The following is a 19,883-nucleotide window of genomic DNA, read 5'->3' on the forward strand; positions in this document are numbered from 1 at the left end:
AACGGGCAGTTCCTCCAAAAGAGGTGAGCGTTCCGATAAGAATTTCTCCCGATATTTTAAAACAGTAAGCCGGAAAAAAATAGGAGCATTCGCTGCCGTATTACTGGCAATTTCTGTTCCGGCAGAACCGGTTTGGGCATCAGATCTGATCGGTACGGTAAAGGTGGAGTTTTCCGAGGCCGGAAACACATATGAAAACGGGCTTCCGGAAATAGAGGGAGAAACAAACAGCAATAAATACAGTCTGAGTGAAGTGACAACCCTGGAAGAATATATGTCCCAGTGGGAAGATATTGATGAGGAAGAAGACGAAGAAGAGAATGACCGGAAGGATAACAGCGATCTGCTGGCTTATAATGAAACGTATCAAGTACTGCAGGATTATTCCCAGGTGGTCTACGCGGTGATCATTGATGCTGAAGAAGAATATTACTTTTCTTCCTCACTGGATCGGATTCAGGTATCCGGGCTGGGAGCGGAATGTGTGCGGGCAGAGCGGATCAATGACAAACATACCCTGGTTTTGTTTGTCCGGTTCGCAGAACTGGACTATCTGCCAGGGGAGCTTTCCGAAGCGAGATGGCAGGAACCTGGACGGGCTTTATGGAACTGCAGCGGCAATCCGAAAGCATATCACCTGCGGCTGTATCTGGATGGAAAACCAGTGGGCGGAATAAAAGAGACAGGCGGCCCGTCTTATGATTTCCAGCCCCTCATGCAGAAGGCAGGCGAGTACCACTATCAGATCCGAACGGTTTCCGTAGATGGAACGAAGGGGGACTGGGTGGAATCGGAGCGTATTTCCATCAGCGATGAGCTGGCCAGGCAGTATCAGACGGCATATGAGGTCATTCCGATTTTGGCAGAGGAGACGGAGCAGACAGGGCCAGTCCAGATTGTGGGCTATGAAAATACCGGCTGGCAGGATGGCGGGGACGGCAGATTCTGGTATCGGGAAACAGATGGTTCCTATCCTCAAAACAGCTGGAGCAGCATTGACGGCGCCTGGTATTTTTTTGACCGGGCAGGATATATGTGCGTGAACGCGTATATCTCGTGGGGAGATCAGACGTTTTATGTGGCGGAAGATGGAAGAATGCTTGTGGAAGGAAAGGCTCCGGATGGGAGAAATGTCCAGGCGGACGGCAGCCTGGCATGGCCGGAGAGTTGATCGGACAGGGGTGATTGGGTGTTTCATAATGAAAGCGGAGAGAATTACTTAAAGGCAATTTTTATCCTACAGAATACGCGGGGAGAATTCAGACGGTCGGATCTGGCAGACTATATGGGATATTCCAGACCGAGTATTTCCAATGCGGTGGACAAACTTATGAAGCAGGGATTGGTTAATTCCAGGGACGGGGTACTTCATTTGACAGAAAAAGGGACGCAGGCTTCGATCTGTCTGCTGGATAAATATGATTTCCTGGTTGAACTGTTGAAAAACTGCGGCGTGGATTTGGATACGGCGAAAAGGGAAGCCTGTGAAATTGAACACAGCATCAGCTATGATACGTATGTGAAAATGAAAAACAAATTGGGACGGTAAAAAGAAAACGGGCAGCCTTATCCCAAAATCCTGGAGGATGAGGGAGGGCTGCCTTTTTGCGCCTAAAAACAGGCTTATAGTTCATTGTTAAATTGCAGCAGCGTTTCGATTACAGCCTTTATGATCAGCAGCTGCTTGTCATTGCACTGAGACAGAAGCCGTGTGATAGATTCAATTTGATCAGATTCTGTGTGAAAAATCAAATCATCTAAGGAAACATTTAGGGTCTGGCACAGAGAAGATAATACGTTAAAACTGGGGACTGTACGTTTGTTCTCTATTTCTGACAGATAACTGGCGGCAATGCCTACCATTTCTGCTAATCGCTCCTGAGTTAGATGACGATTTTCACGAGCCGCTTTTAATCGGTATCCTAATTCATGGTCTGGGCTTTTCATTTCTCGTTCACCTCTTTGTTAGTTTAAATGGAAACTCAAATTTAATACATAGGTTATAAACACCATATTATTAGGGTGTATAGCGAATATAGATCCAAGTTGGATTCTCTAATGGATCCAGCTATAAAAACGTGTGGCATACGGATTTTATTGAGAGGAATGGTTTTTAACTGTTCCTCTTTTTACGTTCTATATTCGCTATACACCCCTTTTTATATGGGAATAAATGGGCTAAAGATTCGAGGGCCGCCATTCTTTCTGAATATCAAGAAGCAAATGATACTCAGGAGGAATGATTTATGAATGAGACAGCAAATGATCCATTAAAAAATATTTTTATCAAATATTTAGATACTGCTTTAAACCGGACAAAAGATAGATTTGTAAAACAGATGGAAAGACAGGGGAAATACGAAATTGCATTGCCAGAGGAAGAATTGCCCTATGATTTTTACCGTTTTCTGGAAGAGGAAGCAGATATACAGCGTTTGCCGGTTGGGACTGAGGCTTCCCAGATTCGCTCTTGGATTTGCGGCCAGACCCAATGGAATTTGGCCCATGCTTTCCAGCGTCTAAATGATCGTGAGGTGGTGATTGTGTACTTAAAAGTATTTGAAAAGCTCACTTTTGCAGAAATCGGGGAGAAACTCGGTGAAGATTGGCAAAAGACGGCTTCCTCATATACATATGCTAGAAAAAAACTAAGAAAGGGGATTGAAAATGAATTTTGAACAGTTGCTTAAAAGAGCAAAGAATAAGGATCCAGAGGCGAAAGAGCAGTTGTATGAGATGTTCCGGCCGCTTTTAATTCATCAGGCGATGATTTCCGGGAGATTTTCCGAGGATCTATACCAGGAATTGTCTCTGACCTTTTTATTTTGCATAGATTCTTTTAAAATTGAAAAGGCGCTCCGTTTAATAAAAGACAACGAAAACCGGCAAAAGAAGAGTAAGAATAAAGGAATGGAGAGCTTTTAAATGCATATGGAAAGGGAAAAATTTTCAACAAGACGCTTGACAGTTCATTTGAAAAGTTGCTATACTGCTTATTAAGTTAGGATAAACTAACTAAAAAATAAAAAGGAGGAAGATTCATGTCTCTCATCAATAAGGAAATCAGTGATTTTACGGTTCAGGCGTACCACGAAGGGGCCTTCCATACCGTTTCAAAAGCGGATGTGCTGGGCAAGTGGGCTGTCTTTTTCTTCTACCCGGCGGACTTTACCTTTGTTTGCCCTACGGAGCTGGAGGATCTGGCAAATAAATACGCGGAGTTTAAGGCTGCGGGCTGCGAGGTTTATTCCGTTTCCTGCGATACCCATTACGTCCACAAAGCCTGGCATGACGCCTCCGAGCGTATTAAGAAAATCGGATACCCCATGCTGGCAGACCCCACCCACGCCTTGGCGAAGGATTTTGAAGTTTACATCGAGGCGGACGGCGTCGCGGAGCGGGGAACCTTTATCGTAAACCCAGAGGGACAGATCGTGGCCTACGAGGTGAATGCCGGAAATGTGGGAAGAAACGCGGATGAGCTTCTGCGCAAGCTTCTGGCCTGCCAGTTTGTCCATGAACATGGGGACGAGGTGTGCCCGGCCAAGTGGCAGCCCGGGGCGGAGACCTTAAAGCCCAGCCTGGATTTGGTGGGACAGCTGTGAGGAATGGGACGATGAAAGAACTCTATGATGTCGTAATCATTGGGGGCGGCCCGGCAGGCCTTACGGCCGCCCTCTACCTGGCGCGCGCCAGATACCGTGTACTTGTGGTGGAAAAGGAACGGTTCGGCGGGCAGATCACCATTACCCATGAGGTGGTCAATTTCCCTGGGGTAGAGCGTACCTCAGGGGAGGCGCTGACAGAAACCATGCGCCGGCAGGCGGAGAGTTTCGGGGCGGAATTCCTGCTTGCTGAGGTTACGAGCCTGGATATGAGCGGCGATGTGAAGGTGGTAAAGACGAGCCGGGGCGAGCGCGCTTGCTTTGGCGTTCTTTTAGCCACAGGGGCGCACCCCCGCAGGGTTGGCTTCGCCGGGGAGGATGCGTTTAAGGGGAGAGGCGTGGCCTACTGCGCCACCTGCGACGGCGAATTTTTTACCGGGAGAGAGGTTTTTGTGGTCGGAGGCGGGTTCGCGGCGGCGGAAGAAAGCGTATTTCTGACCAAATATGCCAGCCATGTGACCATCCTCATCCGAGGGGACGGCTTTACCTGCGCCCCGGCCAGCGCGGAGCCAGCCCTGAACCATGAGAAGATTACGGTGCTGACCCACAAGGAGGTTTTAGAAGTTGCCGGGGACGACCGGCTGCGCAGTCTGACCTACCGCGATACGCAGACGGGGGAGGTGACGGAGTACCGGCCGCCGGAAGGGGAAACCTTCGGCGTGTTTGTCTTCGCCGGGTATGAACCGGCGACCGGGCTGGTAAAAGGGCTGGCAGAGTGCAGCGAACAGGGCTATGTGGTGACGGATCGGAGCCAGAAGACGACCTGCGAGGGGCTGTATGCCGCCGGAGACGTGTGCATCAAGCCGCTGCGCCAGGTGGTGACGGCGGTGGGAGACGGAGCCCTGGCGGCAACAGAGCTGGAGCGCTACGCCGCTGCCATGCAGAAAAAGACCGGGCTGTTCCCGAAACAGCCCCAGGCGAAGCCCTCCGTCCCCGCTTCGGATAGCGGAAACGCCCCAAAAAAGGAAGCAGAGCAGGGACTCTTTACGGAAGATATGCTTGCCCAGCTGCGGGCCGTATTTTCTAGGATGGAATCGCCTCTCGTGCTGACCCTTGACCTGGACGGCGGCGCCCTCTCTTCTGAGCTAAAAGCTTACATGGAGGGGCTGTGCGCCCTGACGGATAAGCTGACGGTTAAGAAGGAGAAGAAACCGGGGGATCATCGGCCCTGCGTGAAGGTTTGCCGGGAGGACGGCAGCTGGACGGGCCTGGCTTTCCACGGGGTGCCGGGCGGCCATGAGTTTACTTCCTTCATTTTAGGCCTGTACAATGCATCCGGGCCTGGGCAGTCCCTGGAGGAAGAAACGCGCCTGGCCATCGGTCGGATTACACGCCCTGTGTATATGAAGATCCTGGTTTCCCTGTCCTGCACCATGTGCCCGGACCTGGTGACGGCCGCCCAGCGGATCGCGGCGGAAAATCCAAATGTAACGGCGGAGGTTTACGACCTGAATCATTTCCCGGACTTGAAGGATCGATATCATGTGATGAGCGTCCCGTGTCTGGTGGTGAATGACGGAGAGACGGTTGCCTTTGGAAAGAAGCAGATTGGGCAGCTCTTGGAGCTACTTTCCGGGTATTCTTCGTAGGAATAGGAAAACAGATGCGGACGGCTACGAGCCGGATTGTTTAGGAGGTATTGCCGCCTTGCAGTCCGGCTTTTTTCGTGCTAGAATAGGGCCAAATTCCATTGTAAGTCGGCGGCAGATATCCGCAATGACGTTTTAGCTAAGAGAGTCCGGGAATTGAAGGAAACCCAGGAAGGAGTGGAGCATATGTGCAAGGAGATGGACCAGATCTACCAGGAAGGTGCGGTACAGGGAAGGAAAGAAGGAAGAGCAGAAGGAAGAGCGGAAGGAAGAGCAGAGGGACGAGTAGAGGGGCGAATAGAAGGCGAGATGACTGCCAAAAAAAATATGGCGATGTCCCTTGCGGGTATGGGGCTGTCGGCGGAGAAAATCGCGGAGGCAGCCAAAGTCAGCGTCCAGTTGGTTCAGGAATGGCTGATGGGGAAGACGGATTTGGCAAAATAGGAAGGAAAAAATAGGAAAGAAAAACGCTGCGGAGCGCTCTACCAATGCTCACGCAGCGTTTTTAGTGGGACGGGAATCCCTACTTTTTCCCATAAAGCAGCCCTACCCCGTAAAGCATCCAGGGAGCCTGGACATACTTGGGAATCCAGCGTTCCCGCTCTATAAAAGGGATGTAGTGGACTTCCTGAAAGCCTTCCCGGCGCAGTTCATCGGCAAATTCTTCCATATTGCTGTAGAGCTTCCTGTACCACGCGGCGTTTGTCCTTTTCGGAGCGCACCTCGTGGAACACAAAGTTACTGACAACGCATCAAAGGATTCATCCGGAAATTCCAGATGGGCGGCCTCTCCCTTTTGGAAGGATACCTGCCCTGTTTTTCATATGGATACTGTCTACCTGTATAAATCCAGTCATTTCATTGATTGAATGAAAAATCTACATCCGTCCAAATAACTCAGACGGAGTAAAGGCAACAACCTTGCTTTTCAGAAAATCCCGTATATTCCGCGTTACGATATAATCCACATGAATCCGTTCTGCCGTCACGCTTTGCAGGGCATCTTCAAAATCATCCCACTTCAGATGTGCAGCTGAGGTAAGATCAGAAGGAGATAATTCCGTAAAGGTGAAAATGAGGGAGAGTTTTTGTAAGACTTCCTCAATCTGCTCTGGATTTAGTTCTTTGCGCATAACATAGACAAGATTGGCGAAGGTCAGAGCGGAAATAAATCCTTCAGCTTGGCGGGTTTCACACAGCTTCCAGATGATGGATGAATCCTTTACGTGAGGCTCACGGTTCTGCAGGACATCCAGAATCACATTTGCGTCAATCAGTAATCTCATATTTTTCTTTCAGCCTTTCCGCTTTTTCTTTGTCAAGGTCATAATCTCCCTTTAAAATACCGGTCAGGGAATCCGTGAGATAGGAAATCGCTGAATCCTTTGGAATAAACCGGCCGACTTCCTTTCCGTTTTTTGTCACAATAATCTCCTGACCGGAAAGGACAAGGTTTAAATAGCGGCCAAAATTATTCTGCATTTCTGTGGCGGTTGCAGTTGTAATAATGCTCATGATAAAATGCCTCCTTTAGCTAATTCAATAGTATCATATTTTAGCTATTTAGGCAAGGGCAACACGAAAGTAAAAAAATATGCGTTCATATCCTATCGTATAATGATAGTACTACTTACCAGGTTATTGAACTTTAAATTGCACGGCAAATGACAAAAGATTGTGTAAAAATCCGATGAAAGCATCTGGAATCCGTGGAAATTGTTTGGTATAATATAGATAGTTAGTTTTGATTAACTTCAAATATAAAATCAGATTAATCCCAGAAACGACAGGTGAAAGAGAAATGCATTTATATGGTCATGAAATCAAACGAGGAGAACGGAAAACAGTTATACTTCCTGTGTCGAATGATATTTCTTTGGAAGTAATCTGCTGCTGTGGGGAACGCCCGGGGAAAACATTGGTTCTAACCTCTGGCGTTCATGGCTGTGAATATGTAGGAGTCGAAACGCTCAAGCGCCTTTCCAATACGTTGGAGCCAAAGAAACTTACCGGCAATGTCGTGCTGCTTCCGATTGCCAATCCCAGTGGCTTTTTTGAAGCAGCGAAACGCGTGGTGCCGGAGGACAAGATCAATCTGAACCGGGCTTTCCCGGGAAGAAAGGAGGGAAGCCTTTCTTCTCGGATTGCCTGGGTTATTGAACATGCCTTGTATCCGGCAGCAGACTTTCTGGCAGATCTTCACAGCGGAGACGGGGACGAAGCGCTGCGCCCGCTGGTATTCTTTCCTGTAGCAGGAGAAGAAAAGGTAAATCAGCAGTCACTGTCTGCAGCAAAGGTATTGACAGTACCCTACCGGGTTCGGTCCTCTGCGAAAAATGGCCTTTACAGCTGGGCGGTACAGCAGGGGATTCCTGCTGTACTCATTGAGCGGGGAGGTATGGGGTTATGGTCAGAAGCAGAGGTGCGGGACTGTGAAGCAGATGTTTATGCATTGATGCGTTTTTTGAATATTCTAGAAGACCGAAATGATATACCTCAGGAAAATGAGAAACAGCAGGAGGTGACCGCAGTGGTTTATCAGGAAGCGCAGCATACTGGTTTTTGGTATCCAGAGATTCATCCGGATGATCGGATTTCGAAGGGTCAGCTTTTGGGGAGAATGGAGAATTCCTCTGGTAAAATCATTCAGAAGGTAATAGCCGATTTTGACGGGATTGTCCTGTATCACAACACCGCTTTAGGAATACAGAGGGGAGAACTTTTGGTAGCATATGGCCGGATATAATAACAGAAGAAGTTTTGCTTAAGATATATCGTAAATGGTTGAAGGGTGATATAATTGAAAACACTGGTTAGCAATGACTAACTTTTTGCGAAGATTCCATTTTATCATTTCATAAAACAGCTTGGGAGGAGACAGAAAGATGACACTACAGCAGCTTAAGTATTATTGTGCGGTTTATGAGTGCCGCAGCATCACAAAAGCGGCCAGAAAAAACTTTGTGACACAGCCGGCCGTCACTGCGGCTATCCGGGAATTGGAAAAAGAATACGCGGTGCGCCTCATTGATAAGGACGGGAAGTATATCCGGATTACCAGAGCCGGAGATAGATTTTATGAATATGCGTCCCAGATGTTAACGCACGCGCAGGAATTTGATGATCAGGTGCAGGACATGGTGAGCCATTCCAGGAGCCTGCGGCTCGGCCTCACAAAATCAGCCGGTTCCTCGGTGTACATGGAGTATCTTTCGGGCAGATCGGAGGAGTATTCGGATATGGAGTTTAAGCTGACAGTGGGTTCTACATCGGAGCTTTTGGAAGGTCTCTGGGAAAGAAAATTGGATGCGGCCCTGATTTTAAACCATGGAAATGTTTCCATCGATAATTTTGAATGGGCCGAGCTAAGGACAACAGAAATGCTCTACTGCGTTTCAGCCATCCATCCTCTGGCACGGGCAAATCGGCTTACAGTGCCGATGATTGCGAATGAGAAGATGGTCTCCACAAAGCATGACGACTGCAAGACAGAGGCGCTGAAGCAGTTGTTTTTACAATATGGCTGTGAAGCGGGGCCGCAGGTTATCTGGCAGTTTGATCAGCAGAGTACGGCTATGAAAATGGTAGCCTTCAATCTGGCGACCGGCTATTTTCCGGCAGATGGAATCCGCCAATATGATGGAATTGTAGGTAAACTGCTGGAAGGCGACAAACCCATCCCAATTTGCGCAGTTTGGACAAAAGATGCATGGAAGCAGGAACATGTGCAGCAATTTATAAAAGGAATCGTAAAGTTTTATGAGGCGGCCCAGTGACGGACTGCCTTTTTCGATGTGGACAATCTAAAATGTTCCATTATTTTTATTTATGAATGGAAAATTTAATTGATTTTACAAATCAGCGAAAATAGTTTAAAGTTAGTCATGGTTAACTTGATGAAAAGCAGGAAAGAGGAGAGAGCATGAACCGAGGAATCATAGAGCATGAGAAAAGACTGGCTGTGGCAGCTATGGCGGTTCTTTTGATCGTTTTATTTTTTGTGCTGATCTGCGTCGGGCGTTATCCGATCAGTCCGTTACGAGCATTTGAGATTATAGGGAATGCGTTGCTTGGGAACCAGGAAGGAATGGATATTTATGAATCCAGCGTCATATTGAGCATACGCCTTCCGCGGATTCTCATGGGGATTTTGGTTGGTGCAGGACTTTCTGTTTCTGGCGCGGTTTACCAGGCGATCTTTGGAAATCCGCTTGTAAGCCCGGACATTCTTGGGGTTTCATCAGGGGCCGGTTTTGGCGCGGCCCTGGCCCTTTTGCTGTCTGCAGGCATGGCGGCGACCCAGGGAACCGCCCTTTTGTTTGGGCTTCTGGCTGTGGCAGTTGTACTGAACCTGTCGCGGATTAAAAAACACAGTGAATTATTTGTGCTGGTACTGTCGGGCGTCATTGTAAAATCTATGTTTGACGCGATGGTTTCTTTTATCAAGTACATAGCTGATCCGGAGGATAAGCTGCCTGCCATTACTATGTGGCTTATGGGAAGCCTGGCCAATGTCTCCTACCGGGATGTGGCGCTCTGTTCGGTCATCGTGCTACCTTGTCTGATTATTGCAATGGTACTCCGCTGGAAGATGAATCTTTTATCGCTGGATCAGGAAGAAGCCAGATCTTTGGGTATTAATGTAAAGAAGCTTCGTCTGGCGGCGATCCTGCTATCCACGCTTATGACAGCGGTCACCGTATCAGTCTGCGGGATCATCGGTTGGATTGGCTTGGTAATTCCACATATCGCCAGGCTTTTTATAGGAAACGACCACCGGACACTGATCCCGGCCAGCGCTCTCATGGGAGCGATTTACCTGCTGTTGATCGATACGGTGGCCCGTGCAGTCACAGCAAACGAGATCCCATTGTCTATATTGACTGCGATGATCGGCGCCCCGTTTTTTGCGGCGCTCCTTAGAAAAACACTGGGAGGAAGAGCATGATATTGGAGGTAAAAAACGGAAGCTTTTCCTATGGGAGCAGAGAGGTGCTCAAAGATATCTCCTTCCATTTGGAGGAAAGGAAAATTATGACGATCCTGGGGCCGAATGGGGTGGGAAAGACGACCCTTCTTAAATGTATTATGGGCTTTCTCCGGTGGAACAGAGGCGGAACCTTGATTTCAGGAAAGAGATTGACGGAGTATTCCGATAAGGAACTCTGGAGCAAGATCAGCTACGTGCCCCAGGCGAAACAGAGCGTATTTTCCTACGGCGTGCTGGAAATGGTCGTTATGGGACTGGACAAGGAAAACGGCTTCTTTTATTCCCCTAAAAAGGAACAATTTGAAAGAGCCGGTGAAATGCTGAAGGAATTAGGGATCGGCAGGCTTGCAGACCGATATTGTAACGAACTGTCAGGCGGAGAGCTGCAGATGGTGATGCTGGCAAGAGCTATGGTTTCAGGGCCGGAGCTTTTGATTTTAGATGAGCCGGAATCGAATCTGGATATGAGAAATCAATTGCGGATTCTGGATGCGATTGAATATGCCAGCAAAGAAAAAAATACCGCATGTGTGATTAATACGCATTTCCCCAGCCATGCGCTGAGGCTGTCCGATCAGACGCTGCTTCTGGGACGGGGCTTTAAGCAAAAATTTGGCTCTACGAAGGAAATTATTACAGAGGAGAATGTAGAGGAGTTTTTCCGCACAAGGGCAAAAATTGTCGATTTTGCTGCTGAAGGGAAAACGTACCGGATCATTGCGCCTTACAGGATAGCGGCCGCGCCGGAAAAAATACACGAGGAGGAAGCAAGATGAAATATGTTGTTTTAGGCCGTTCGGGCATTATGGTGTCCAGAATCTCCATGGGCACCCATCATTTGGATAGTCCGTCGGACATTGACAGGCATGTGAAGCATTTTTTGTATGCCTACAAGAAAGGGATCAATTTTTTTGAAACCTCTGTTACTTATGGAGACGGGTATTCGGAACTGATACTGGGCGAGGCCATAAAAGAGATGAAAAAGGGAACGCTGCCTTTTTTTATCATGTCGAAGACCCATGCGGGAGATCATGAGACTTTTCGCAGGGATCTGGAAAATTCCTTAAAACGGCTGGGGGTGGAATGTATCGATGCCTTCACCTGCCTTTGGGGAGTGAAAAGCAGCGGAGAATGGGATGGGGCAAAGGCCTACGGGGCTATCAAAGAGATGGAGAAAGCCAGGGAGGAGGGACTGATCAGGCATATTGCTATCTCCACCCATATGAGAAACCGGGAGCTTAAGGCGGTTATGGAAGATTACCCATTTGACTACAATGTGCAGGGATTCAACGCAGTCAACAGCGCTTATCGCATAGACGGCCTGCGCACCGCTTGGGAAAGCGGCGCGGGAACCATAGCTATGAATCCCCTGGCAACAGGGGACATCTTGAAATATGCGCATATTTTCGATGCAATCCGCATCCGGGATAAGCAAAGCCTGGCGCAGGCAGCTTACGCCTATGTGCTTTCAGTGCCGTGGGTACATTCCGCCCTTGGAACCTTTAATTCAGAGGAGCAGATTGATGAGGCGGTGGCTGTCCTTGATGAGACGCCTTACTGCAGCGAAGAGTTGGAGAGGGCCGACAGATGCTTAAAGGAGCGGATACGGAGCTGCCCGTTAAGGGAACGGATTGAAACCGGAAAGGCATTGCGGCAGCGGCCGTATATTTTAAGAGAGGAGGTAGCAGCCCTGATGGAGGTCTATCCGCTGAGTGTTTAAGCTGCATAAGCTGTGCGTAAGCAGATGATTATGGCATCAAAATAAATTTATATACGTAGGAGGAATAGAAACTTGCGAAAGATAAGGAATTTAATGTTTGCAGGAATTGCGGCTGTGTCCCTGACAGCGTGCGCCGGAGGCGCGGGAACTCAAGAAACGGCAGAAACGCAGGAGGCATCTGCAGCAGAAACGCAGGAGGCATCTGCAGCAGAAACGCAGGAGGCATCTGCAGCAGAAACACAGGAGGTCTCTGTGGTCGGGGACACAGCTGGAAGCTATACGGTCACAGATGTGAGGGGAGAGAAAATCACATTTGATGCGGAGCCCCAACGGGTAGTTACGGTGGAAAAGCCACTTCCGTCCATCTATTATGCCATTGAAGGGGCGACAGACAATATTGTCGGGTGCAATCCGTCTTCCATTAAGGCTTATGAGGAGAGCGTCCTGCGCTTTATGTACCCGCAGCTGGAAAATGCTGCTACAGACTGGTGCAATACGGATTCCACGGTAAATCTTGAAGAGCTCCTGAAGCTTCAGCCGGATGTGGTGTTTATCTATTCTACCGATGAACAGGAGATTGAGAAGATGGAGAGTGCCGGGCTTAAAGTAGTGGCCCTGCGGAGCGCGGAACTGGACAGTGTAAAGGAAAATCTGCAGATTATGGCTGCGGTTTGCCAAGAAGAAGAGAGGGGGGAAGAACTGGTACGGCTGATTGATGAGCAGATAGCGGAAGTGACATCCCGCCTGGACGGCGTTGCTGAGGAGGACAAGCCCTCGGTCATTGAATTTTACAGCGATATGAATGTTTCAGTCAGCCAATATGACCACTGGATGGTTCCAAGCGGAGCGCATAACCCTGCTTCGGGGCTGACGGGAAAGAAGACCGAGGTAGACATGGAGCAGATCCTTCTCTGGAACCCGGAGATTATTTATATTGGCAACCATTCCGATCTGATGCCTTCCGACCTCCTGGAAAATAAACAGGAAGGCAGGGACTGGTCTGTTGTCAGCGCGGTGGCGAATAAGCAGGTCTACAAAATCCCCATTGGCGCTTACCGTTGGGATCCGGCCGGAGTGGAGACGCCTCTTATGGTCAAGTGGGCTGCGAAAATCCAGTACCCGGAGATTTTCGCGGATATGGATATGGAGCAGGAGGTCAAGGATTTCTTTGAAATTGTTTATCAATATGAGTTGACGGATGAACAGGTTTCGGAAATTTTGGACAACAGACAACAGTAGTATAAAATGATTTGGAATCAGCAGAAAGGAGAAGTAAGACAATGGAAACAATTAAGGTACTTGAAAAGGGAAAAGAATTTTCTTTCAGTTTTGAGGATATGCTGAATTATCACGGAGTTGGTTATCCGGGCGGCGTGGCGCATGCCTTTCAGGTAATGAGAAGAGCTTTTCCGCTTTTGGATGACGGAAAACTTTTGGAGCGCAGGGAAATCGAACTGGTAACTGCGTTTCCTGGACCCGGAGGGAGAGATGCTTTTGAACTCGTGACACGCTGCGTTTCCGATGGCCGGATTCATGTAGACAAGGACATGCCGGAAGCCAAAGAGGTTCTGGAGAGTCCTCACGGAAGATATTATTTCCGTTTCAGTTACAGAGGGAAAACAGTAGTTGTCACAATCCGCCCTGGTTTCGTGCGTCAGGATTTTATTGACATGGCAAGGAAAGAAAATCGGACAGAGGCAGAAGAGGAAATCCTGGCACGGATGAAGCGGGATATGGCGGATCGGCTTTTAAAAGCCGGGCCGGAAGAAGTTTATGATGCGGTAATTGCTGGCTAAAAAGTCTTCCGTAGCGTTATATCTCTTATTAAAAAATCTAATTAACGAAAGCAACTGGGAAACTGGTTGCTTTTTTGACGCTTTCAACGTTTGACAATGGCCGTTCTTTATAGTAATATATAAACGATGTTAGCAAACAGTGTTTACATATGAACGATGGAAAGGAGGAGTGTTTGTGCCCAGAGACGGAACGGAGACCTATGAGAAAATTCTGCCGGCAGCAAAGGAAGAGTTTTTGGAGAAGGGCTTTGAGCAGGCCTCCATGAGGGAAATTGCTTCCAGAGCCGATATTAGTGCGGCTGGAATCTATCGCCATTTTAAAGACAAAGAAGAATTATTTGCCCGGGTGGTACAGCCTGCCATAGATGCACTGATGTCCTGGTATAATCGATACCGGGAAGTCGATTATGGTTTTCTACGCGAAGAACGTCTTGATGAAGTGTGGAACAGCGGGGCGGATGTGGAGATGATCCTGCAGGTTGTGTATCCCAACTTTGATTTATTTAAATTGATTATCTGCAAGGCGGAAGGTACCCGCTATGCCCATTTTATTCATGAGCTGGTGGAAATGGAGCAGAAGGAAACGCTGAATTTTATGGAGGAAGCCAAAAAAAGAGGAATTTCCGTAAAGGAGATTCGGCCAGAGGAGATGCACCTGCTGATGAGCGCCTATGTTACCGCTTTGTTTGAAGTGGTGGTGCATGATTTTCCACTGGAGGACGCAAGGCATTATCTTCGGACATTCCATGAATTCTTTTATCCGGCATGGAGAACCGTACTGGGATTTTAAAGACAGAGAGCAGAAACGGATGCAACATCCGTTTTTGTTAGCCTATCTTGTAAACAATGTTAGCTAACAATATTCACAAATAAAAAACACGTCTGGTATGACCCAGGCAATTCTTTTACACCATAAGTTAGCAAAAACTAACCCTATGTGTGATGAACCATACCCAAACTGGAAAGGAGCGATTGGAATATGAATGAAAGAACCGAGCATCCGATCAAGGTTTTGTTCCGTTTTGCCGGAGACCAAAAGGGGAAAATGCCTCTCTCCATTGCACTGGCGCTTTTGGGCGAACTCTGTGGGATGCTCCCCTTTCTGGCGGCGGCAATGCTGGCGAATGAAGCATATGCAGGAAGGGCGACCATCATAAGTGCCGGTCAATGGGCTGGCCTGGCAGCTGCGGGAGTTCTGCTGCGAACACTTTTTTGTACGATTTCCTCAGCCAGAAGTCATAAGATAGCTTTTACCATTTTAAGGAACATCCGGCGGGCCATTGCCGACCATATGCGGCGCGTTCCCTTAGGCGTGATGTTGGAGACACCGTCCGGAGTATATAAAACGTTAATCGTAGACAATGTGGGAAAACTGGAGGATTCCATCGCCCATGTAATTCCAGAAGCGCCCTCGCAATTAGGAGCGCCTGCTGCCTGCCTGGTTTTGATCTTTCTTCTGGACTGGAGGATGGGCCTTGCTTCTCTGGTGACCATTCCTCTCTCTGTTCCATTCATCATCGGCATGATGCGGGGGTACGGGGAGAAGATGGCAACCTACTTAAAGGCCGGAAATGAGATGAACGCCGCCCTGGTGGAATATGTAAATGGCATTCAGGTCATTAAGGCCTTTGGACAGACGGGAGTTTCTTTTGGAAAATATTCCAACGCGGTGAAATTTTTCCATGACAGTACCCTTGCCTGGTGGCGTCAGTGCTGGTTTTGGATGGCAGCAGTAAAGGCAATCATTCCATCTACCATGGTGGGAAGCCTGCCGGTGGGAACCTGGCTCTATATGAATGGCGAAATCTCCCTGCCGATTCTGATCGCCTGCATAGTGATTCCCTTTGGATTTATGGCTCCATTGATGAAACTGGCCTTTGGCAGTGAGCAGTTGACGGTAATTGCCGCCAATTTAAGGCCAATCCGGGAATTCCTCGCTATTCCGGAACAGGTGCGGCCCACCCAGCCGGTTCTTCTAAAATCCAGCGGATTTTCTTTTGAAAACGTCAGCTTCTCCTATAACCACTCCCGGGAAGTCCTTCACAATGTGAGTTTTTCCGCAGAACCCGGAAAGATGACTGCCATTGTAGGACCTTCAGGCTCCGGAAAATCCACCATTGCCAAACTGATGGCCGGCTTTTGGGATGCAGGGAAGGGAATTGTCCGGTATGGAGGCGTTGATTTGAAACAGATTCCCTTTGATCAGCTCATGGGCGAAATCAGCTATGTGGCCCAGGATAATTTCCTCTTTGACCGCTCCATCCGGGAAAATATCCGCATGGGGCGTCCGGAAGCAACAGACCATGAAGTGGAAGAGGCGGCGAAAGCGGCGAACTGTCATGAATTTATTATGCAGCTTCCCAATGGTTACGATACACCGGCAGGAGAGGCGGGAGACCGATTATCCGGAGGTGAGCGGCAGCGGATCACCATTGCCAGAGCAATGTTAAAACCTTCCCGTGCGGTGATTCTGGATGAGGCCACCGCCTACGCGGATCCACAGAGCGAGGCCCAGATACAGGAAGCGGTAGGAAGGCTGGTGCAGGGAAAAACCTTGATTGTAGTGGCTCACCGTCTATCCACCATTCAGAACGCGGATCAGATCCTGGTGGTGGATAAGGGATATATCGCTGCTTCCGGAACACAGAAAGAACTATTAGACAGCTGCCCTCTTTATCGCAGAATGTGGGAAAATCATCTGGGAGCGCAGAGTCAGGGAAGGAATCGAAAGGAGGAGTGAGCCCTATGCTGATGATGATCAAAAGAATTTTAAAGATTTCCGGAGCGTACAGCGGGAAAATTAAACTGGGAATCTTCTTTAATCTGATGAAGACTATTTCCATGTCTCTGATTCTGATAGCTGTCTATGTAGTTGCGGAAAATCTGAACCATCTTACTATGAATACAGTCTGGTCTGCCCTTGGAATTGTGATTGTCAGTATATTGCTGCGAATCCTCTTTCAGTGGCTGATGGATATTACCATGAGTGCCAGGGGATTTGATATGTTCCGGGATTACCGGCTGACCATCGGAGATCGGATGAGAGCTGCTCCCATGGGCTACTTTTCTGAGCAAAAGCTGGGTAGCATTCAGACGGTCCTCACTTCCACCGTCACGGAGTTGGAGCAGTATTCCATGATGGCCATTATGGATCTCACCGGCGGCGTGCTGATGGCTCTGGCAGTGACGGCATTTTTTCTGATCGTTCAGCCGCTGTTTGCGCTGATCACTCTGGTTGGCCTGGGCCTGGGGATGCTGATACTTCATATCATTCAATGGGAAGCGGTGAAACACACGCCCAATGTGTTGGCTGCGCAGGAGAATATGACCATTCAGGCGTTGGAATACATTCGTGGAATTTCTGTGCTTCGGGCATTTTCTCAGGCAGACGGGAGTGAAGGCGCAGTCTACGCCGCTTTTGACCGGAAACGGCAGGCGGATTTGGATCAGGAGTATGCTTCCCTTCCACTGCTAAAAATCTATTCAGCGGTCTATAAGCTGACCGGCTGTGTGATGATGTTTGCTGCGGCCGCTTTGTATGTAGCAGGTTCTATTTCCCTTTCCTACTGCCTGCTGTTTATCATCAGCTCTTTCATCGTTTATTCAGAAATGGAACAAATGGGAGACGGAGCATTTATGGCAAGAAAAATCACAACAGAATTAAACCGCCTGGAAGCAGTAACAGATATGCCCCGGATGGATACCAGTGAGTGGAAGTTGGAGCCGGAATGCTTTGACATTGAGCTGCGTGATATTTCCTTTGGATATGGCAGCCGAACTGTGATTGAACATGTCTCCCTGACGGTTCCGGAAGGAACTTCCTGCGCTATTGTGGGGCCATCCGGTTCCGGAAAGACCACTCTGTGCAACCTGATTGCCAGATTTTGGGATGTACAGGAAGGAAAGGTTTTGCTGGGTGGACAAGATGTAAAGGAATTTACGGCGGACAGCCTGATGTCTTATATCAGCATGGTATTTCAGAATGTATTTTTGTTCCATGACACCATTGAAAATAATATTCGTTTCGGCAATCCATCCGCCACGGAAGAGGAAGTGATAGAAGCGGCAAAACGGGCTCAGTGTCATGAGTTCATCTGTGCCCTTCCGGATGGATATCGGACAATGGTGGGAGAGGGTGGCTCCACTTTGTCGGGAGGAGAAAAACAGAGGATTTCCATTGCCAGAGCAATTTTAAAGAATGCGCCTATTGTCATTTTAGATGAAGCCACCAGCAGCGTGGATCCAGAAAACGAGAGAGAACTTTTGGCAGCCATCGGGGAACTGACCAGAGGAAAAACCTTGATTTCCATTGCCCATCGACTGACTACTGTAAGAAATGCCGATCAGATTCTGGTGATTGACCATGGCCGGGTCAGCCAGAAAGGAACTCACGAGGAATTGATACAGGAAGACGGCATTTACCAGACGTTCTGGAAGCAGCGGGAAACAGCGGCGGGATGGACGCTGAATCGATAAAAGAGTGAAACTATCTGCCTCTGCCAGTACTTTTTCTTTCTTGGTCTGGCAGGGGCAGAATATTTTGCGCTTTATATTGCCTGCTTTAGTTGATTATGTATTTTAAAAGCAAAATAGATGGTAACAAATGTTGTCAATAAATCTGCCACCGCCTGAGAATATATGACGCCATTCATTCCCCATATCGTTGGCAAGACCATAATGACGGGAATAAACAAAATACCCTGACGGCATACATTTAATATACCGCCGACCAGAGCTTTCCCCATCGCTAAATACAATGTGGAATAAGTAAACTGCAGGCCAAACGTAAAAAACATAATGGTATTCGCTCTAAGAGCAGGAACAGCAATTTCAAGCACCCGCACATCATTGCTGAATAGTGACAAGAGCGGGGATGCGAATAGGAAAATGATCATTGTGAATATAATGCAAAATCCAGTTGTCCATTTTATGCAGCTTTTGATGGCAGTTAATAAGCGCGGGTAGTTTTTCGCGCCGTAGTTAAAACCAGCCATTGGCTGAAAACCTTTCATATAACCAAATACAACATTTGCCCCTATGGTTACGATCCGCAGAACAATTCCCATGGCAGCGACGGCTTCATCACCATAATGACTGGCAGTATTTGAGATTAAACTCATCGATAAAGATTGAAAAAGCTGCAACAGCAAAGTTGAAATTCCAATCTTTATCATTTCAGAATAGGTTTCTCTGCTTGGCTTAAAATATGACATTCCAATTTTTATAGCCGTCTTGCCGGCAGCGAAAAATCGGATATAGATTCCCAAAGTAACAATTTGCGAAATCAAGGTTGCAATCGCCGCCCCCTCAACTCCCAGATGAAAGGGATAGATTAAAATGGGATCAAGAACCATATTTAAAATTGCTCCTGTCAACATGGCAGTGAGAGAAATGTTGGAAGCTCCCTGAGAGACGGCCAAATTGCCGGAAGTTACATTGACCGCGCTGAACACGGTGCTGATGATAAAAATAACAGCGTACTTTTTCGCAAAGGGCATAATCGTTTCAGTGGCACCCATGAAGGTTAATACCGGCGTCAACATGGCATAAATAATGCCGGCAGCGATGATGGATGTAAGAACGCTGCTAAACATAGCAGTAGAAGCGACCTGATGAGCTTTTTCCATGTCCTGTTTTCCTAAAAGACGCGAAATATACGAACCGGCCCCCACACCAAAAGTCAGCCCGATTCCTGAAAAAATGAATGAAATTGGGAAGGCTACGGATACCGCGGCTACCTGCTGTGTACCGAGACCGGATACGAAATAAGTGTCCACCACATTATAAAGTGCGGTAACAAGCATACTGACAACCATTGGGATTCCCAGTTTGAAGAGAGATTTAGAAACATCTCCTTCGCTCATTAGCTGCATACGATTTGTTTTCATGTCTGTACTCCTCTCACGATAGATTTGATTCCGGATGGGTTAGAGGCTTCTAACTAACCTGAGATTTATTCTACAAATCCTGCCGGAAAAAACAATAGATACGTTTTTTTAATCATACATTTTGTGATAGCACAAAAGATAAAGTATTTGCTGGGTTTTAAAGACATTTATGAAAATAAATTTTGTAAAATCCTAACGAAAAAAAATGAAATCCTAACTATTTTTTGATGATGAC

At 47.9% G+C, this 19,883-nt stretch carries 22 protein-coding genes; 17 read left to right on the plus strand and 5 right to left on the minus strand.

What is annotated here, in order from left to right; translation table 11 throughout:
• Nucleotides 1-274 precede the first annotated feature (274 nt).
• Complete coding sequence (locus tag B5E84_RS04350; RefSeq protein WP_143469171.1) at nucleotides 275-1,171, plus strand: hypothetical protein; 897 nt, start codon at nucleotides 275-277, stop codon at nucleotides 1,169-1,171.
• Between the two features lie 18 nt (nucleotides 1,172-1,189).
• Entirely contained in the window at nucleotides 1,190-1,549 is a 360-nt protein-coding gene (locus B5E84_RS21210; protein ID WP_087219750.1) for a metal-dependent transcriptional regulator, read from the plus strand.
• A gap of 74 nt (nucleotides 1,550-1,623) precedes the next feature.
• Here the strand turns inward: B5E84_RS21210 and B5E84_RS04360 are convergent, their stop codons facing one another.
• Nucleotides 1,624-1,947, minus strand: coding sequence for a helix-turn-helix domain-containing protein (locus tag B5E84_RS04360; protein ID WP_015544353.1), 324 nt, complete (start codon nucleotides 1,945-1,947; stop codon nucleotides 1,624-1,626).
• Nucleotides 1,948-2,246: 299 nt separating this feature from the next.
• Here B5E84_RS04360 and B5E84_RS04365 point away from each other — a divergent pair, with 299 nt between their 5' ends.
• The 5 genes from B5E84_RS04365 (at nucleotide 2,247) to B5E84_RS04385 (ending at nucleotide 5,698) form a co-directional block, all read left to right on the plus strand.
• Complete coding sequence (locus B5E84_RS04365; protein WP_087219753.1) at nucleotides 2,247-2,678, plus strand: RNA polymerase sigma factor sigma-70 region 4 domain-containing protein; 432 nt, start codon at nucleotides 2,247-2,249, stop codon at nucleotides 2,676-2,678.
• Entirely contained in the window at nucleotides 2,668-2,925 is a 258-nt protein-coding gene (locus B5E84_RS04370) for a helix-turn-helix domain-containing protein (RefSeq protein WP_015544351.1), read from the plus strand. Before B5E84_RS04365 ends, B5E84_RS04370 begins: the two co-directional genes overlap by 11 nt.
• Before the next feature lie 116 nt (nucleotides 2,926-3,041).
• A complete protein-coding gene (ahpC, locus tag B5E84_RS04375; RefSeq protein ID WP_087219755.1) occupies nucleotides 3,042-3,605 on the plus strand; it encodes an alkyl hydroperoxide reductase subunit C in 564 nt (187 codons plus the stop codon).
• 11 nt (nucleotides 3,606-3,616) lie between these two features.
• Nucleotides 3,617-5,254: an FAD-dependent oxidoreductase gene (locus B5E84_RS04380; RefSeq protein WP_087219759.1), complete on the plus strand. Its 1,638-nt coding sequence runs from the start codon at nucleotides 3,617-3,619 to the stop codon at nucleotides 5,252-5,254.
• Between the two features lie 186 nt (nucleotides 5,255-5,440).
• Nucleotides 5,441-5,698, plus strand: coding sequence for an RpnC/YadD family protein (locus B5E84_RS04385; RefSeq protein ID WP_087219761.1), 258 nt, complete (start codon nucleotides 5,441-5,443; stop codon nucleotides 5,696-5,698).
• Between the two features lie 79 nt (nucleotides 5,699-5,777).
• Here the strand turns inward: B5E84_RS04385 and B5E84_RS20570 are convergent, their stop codons facing one another.
• From B5E84_RS20570 to B5E84_RS04395, 3 genes are all read right to left on the minus strand, one after another.
• Complete coding sequence (locus B5E84_RS20570) at nucleotides 5,778-5,924, minus strand: hypothetical protein (RefSeq protein ID WP_015544350.1); 147 nt, start codon at nucleotides 5,922-5,924, stop codon at nucleotides 5,778-5,780.
• Nucleotides 5,925-6,132: 208 nt separating this feature from the next.
• On the minus strand, nucleotides 6,133-6,540 hold the full coding sequence (locus B5E84_RS04390) for a type II toxin-antitoxin system VapC family toxin (protein WP_015544349.1): 408 nt from the start codon (nucleotides 6,538-6,540) through the stop codon (nucleotides 6,133-6,135).
• On the minus strand, nucleotides 6,524-6,769 hold the full coding sequence (locus tag B5E84_RS04395; protein ID WP_015544348.1) for a type II toxin-antitoxin system Phd/YefM family antitoxin: 246 nt from the start codon (nucleotides 6,767-6,769) through the stop codon (nucleotides 6,524-6,526). The genes B5E84_RS04390 and B5E84_RS04395 overlap by 17 nt, the downstream gene beginning before the upstream one ends.
• A 229-nt stretch (nucleotides 6,770-6,998) precedes the next feature.
• Between B5E84_RS04395 and B5E84_RS04400 the strand changes: the two genes are divergently transcribed.
• From B5E84_RS04400 to B5E84_RS04445, 10 genes are all read left to right on the plus strand, one after another.
• Nucleotides 6,999-8,000, plus strand: coding sequence for a M14 family metallopeptidase (locus tag B5E84_RS04400; protein ID WP_242963284.1), 1,002 nt, complete (start codon nucleotides 6,999-7,001; stop codon nucleotides 7,998-8,000).
• A gap of 121 nt (nucleotides 8,001-8,121) precedes the next feature.
• Nucleotides 8,122-9,030 carry a LysR family transcriptional regulator gene (locus B5E84_RS04405; protein WP_242963286.1) on the plus strand — a complete coding sequence of 303 codons (909 nt, stop codon included), beginning with the start codon at nucleotides 8,122-8,124 and terminating at the stop codon, nucleotides 9,028-9,030.
• A 146-nt stretch (nucleotides 9,031-9,176) separates the two neighbouring features.
• Nucleotides 9,177-10,202 (plus strand): FecCD family ABC transporter permease, encoded by a 1,026-nt coding sequence (locus B5E84_RS04410; protein ID WP_087219771.1) that lies wholly within the window; start codon nucleotides 9,177-9,179, stop codon nucleotides 10,200-10,202.
• Nucleotides 10,199-11,020 (plus strand): ABC transporter ATP-binding protein, encoded by an 822-nt coding sequence (locus B5E84_RS04415; RefSeq protein WP_087219774.1) that lies wholly within the window; start codon nucleotides 10,199-10,201, stop codon nucleotides 11,018-11,020. Before B5E84_RS04410 ends, B5E84_RS04415 begins: the two co-directional genes overlap by 4 nt.
• Nucleotides 11,017-11,964, plus strand: a complete 948-nt coding sequence (locus B5E84_RS04420; protein WP_087219776.1) for an aldo/keto reductase — start codon at nucleotides 11,017-11,019, stop codon at nucleotides 11,962-11,964. The genes B5E84_RS04415 and B5E84_RS04420 overlap by 4 nt, the downstream gene beginning before the upstream one ends.
• A 252-nt stretch (nucleotides 11,965-12,216) precedes the next feature.
• The gene (locus B5E84_RS04425) at nucleotides 12,217-13,203 is read left to right on the plus strand and encodes an ABC transporter substrate-binding protein (protein WP_242963287.1); all 987 of its coding nucleotides are present in this window, start codon (nucleotides 12,217-12,219) and stop codon (nucleotides 13,201-13,203) included.
• A gap of 41 nt (nucleotides 13,204-13,244) precedes the next feature.
• The gene (locus tag B5E84_RS04430; RefSeq protein ID WP_087219782.1) at nucleotides 13,245-13,760 is read left to right on the plus strand and encodes a hypothetical protein; all 516 of its coding nucleotides are present in this window, start codon (nucleotides 13,245-13,247) and stop codon (nucleotides 13,758-13,760) included.
• Nucleotides 13,761-13,935: 175 nt separating this feature from the next.
• The gene (locus B5E84_RS04435; RefSeq protein WP_087219786.1) at nucleotides 13,936-14,550 is read left to right on the plus strand and encodes a TetR/AcrR family transcriptional regulator; all 615 of its coding nucleotides are present in this window, start codon (nucleotides 13,936-13,938) and stop codon (nucleotides 14,548-14,550) included.
• A gap of 189 nt (nucleotides 14,551-14,739) precedes the next feature.
• Nucleotides 14,740-16,500, plus strand: a complete 1,761-nt coding sequence (locus B5E84_RS04440; protein ID WP_087219789.1) for an ABC transporter ATP-binding protein — start codon at nucleotides 14,740-14,742, stop codon at nucleotides 16,498-16,500.
• Between the two features lie 5 nt (nucleotides 16,501-16,505).
• Nucleotides 16,506-18,236: an ABC transporter ATP-binding protein gene (locus tag B5E84_RS04445; RefSeq protein ID WP_087219790.1), complete on the plus strand. Its 1,731-nt coding sequence runs from the start codon at nucleotides 16,506-16,508 to the stop codon at nucleotides 18,234-18,236.
• A 71-nt stretch (nucleotides 18,237-18,307) separates the two neighbouring features.
• Here the strand turns inward: B5E84_RS04445 and B5E84_RS04450 are convergent, their stop codons facing one another.
• Nucleotides 18,308-19,648 carry an MATE family efflux transporter gene (locus B5E84_RS04450; RefSeq protein ID WP_087219793.1) on the minus strand — a complete coding sequence of 447 codons (1,341 nt, stop codon included), beginning with the start codon at nucleotides 19,646-19,648 and terminating at the stop codon, nucleotides 18,308-18,310.
• Nucleotides 19,649-19,883 lie beyond the last annotated feature (235 nt).

It is taken from the genome of Lachnoclostridium sp. An14 (genome assembly GCF_002160755.1).
Classification (GTDB): Bacteria; Bacillota; Clostridia; order Lachnospirales; family Lachnospiraceae; genus Lachnoclostridium_A.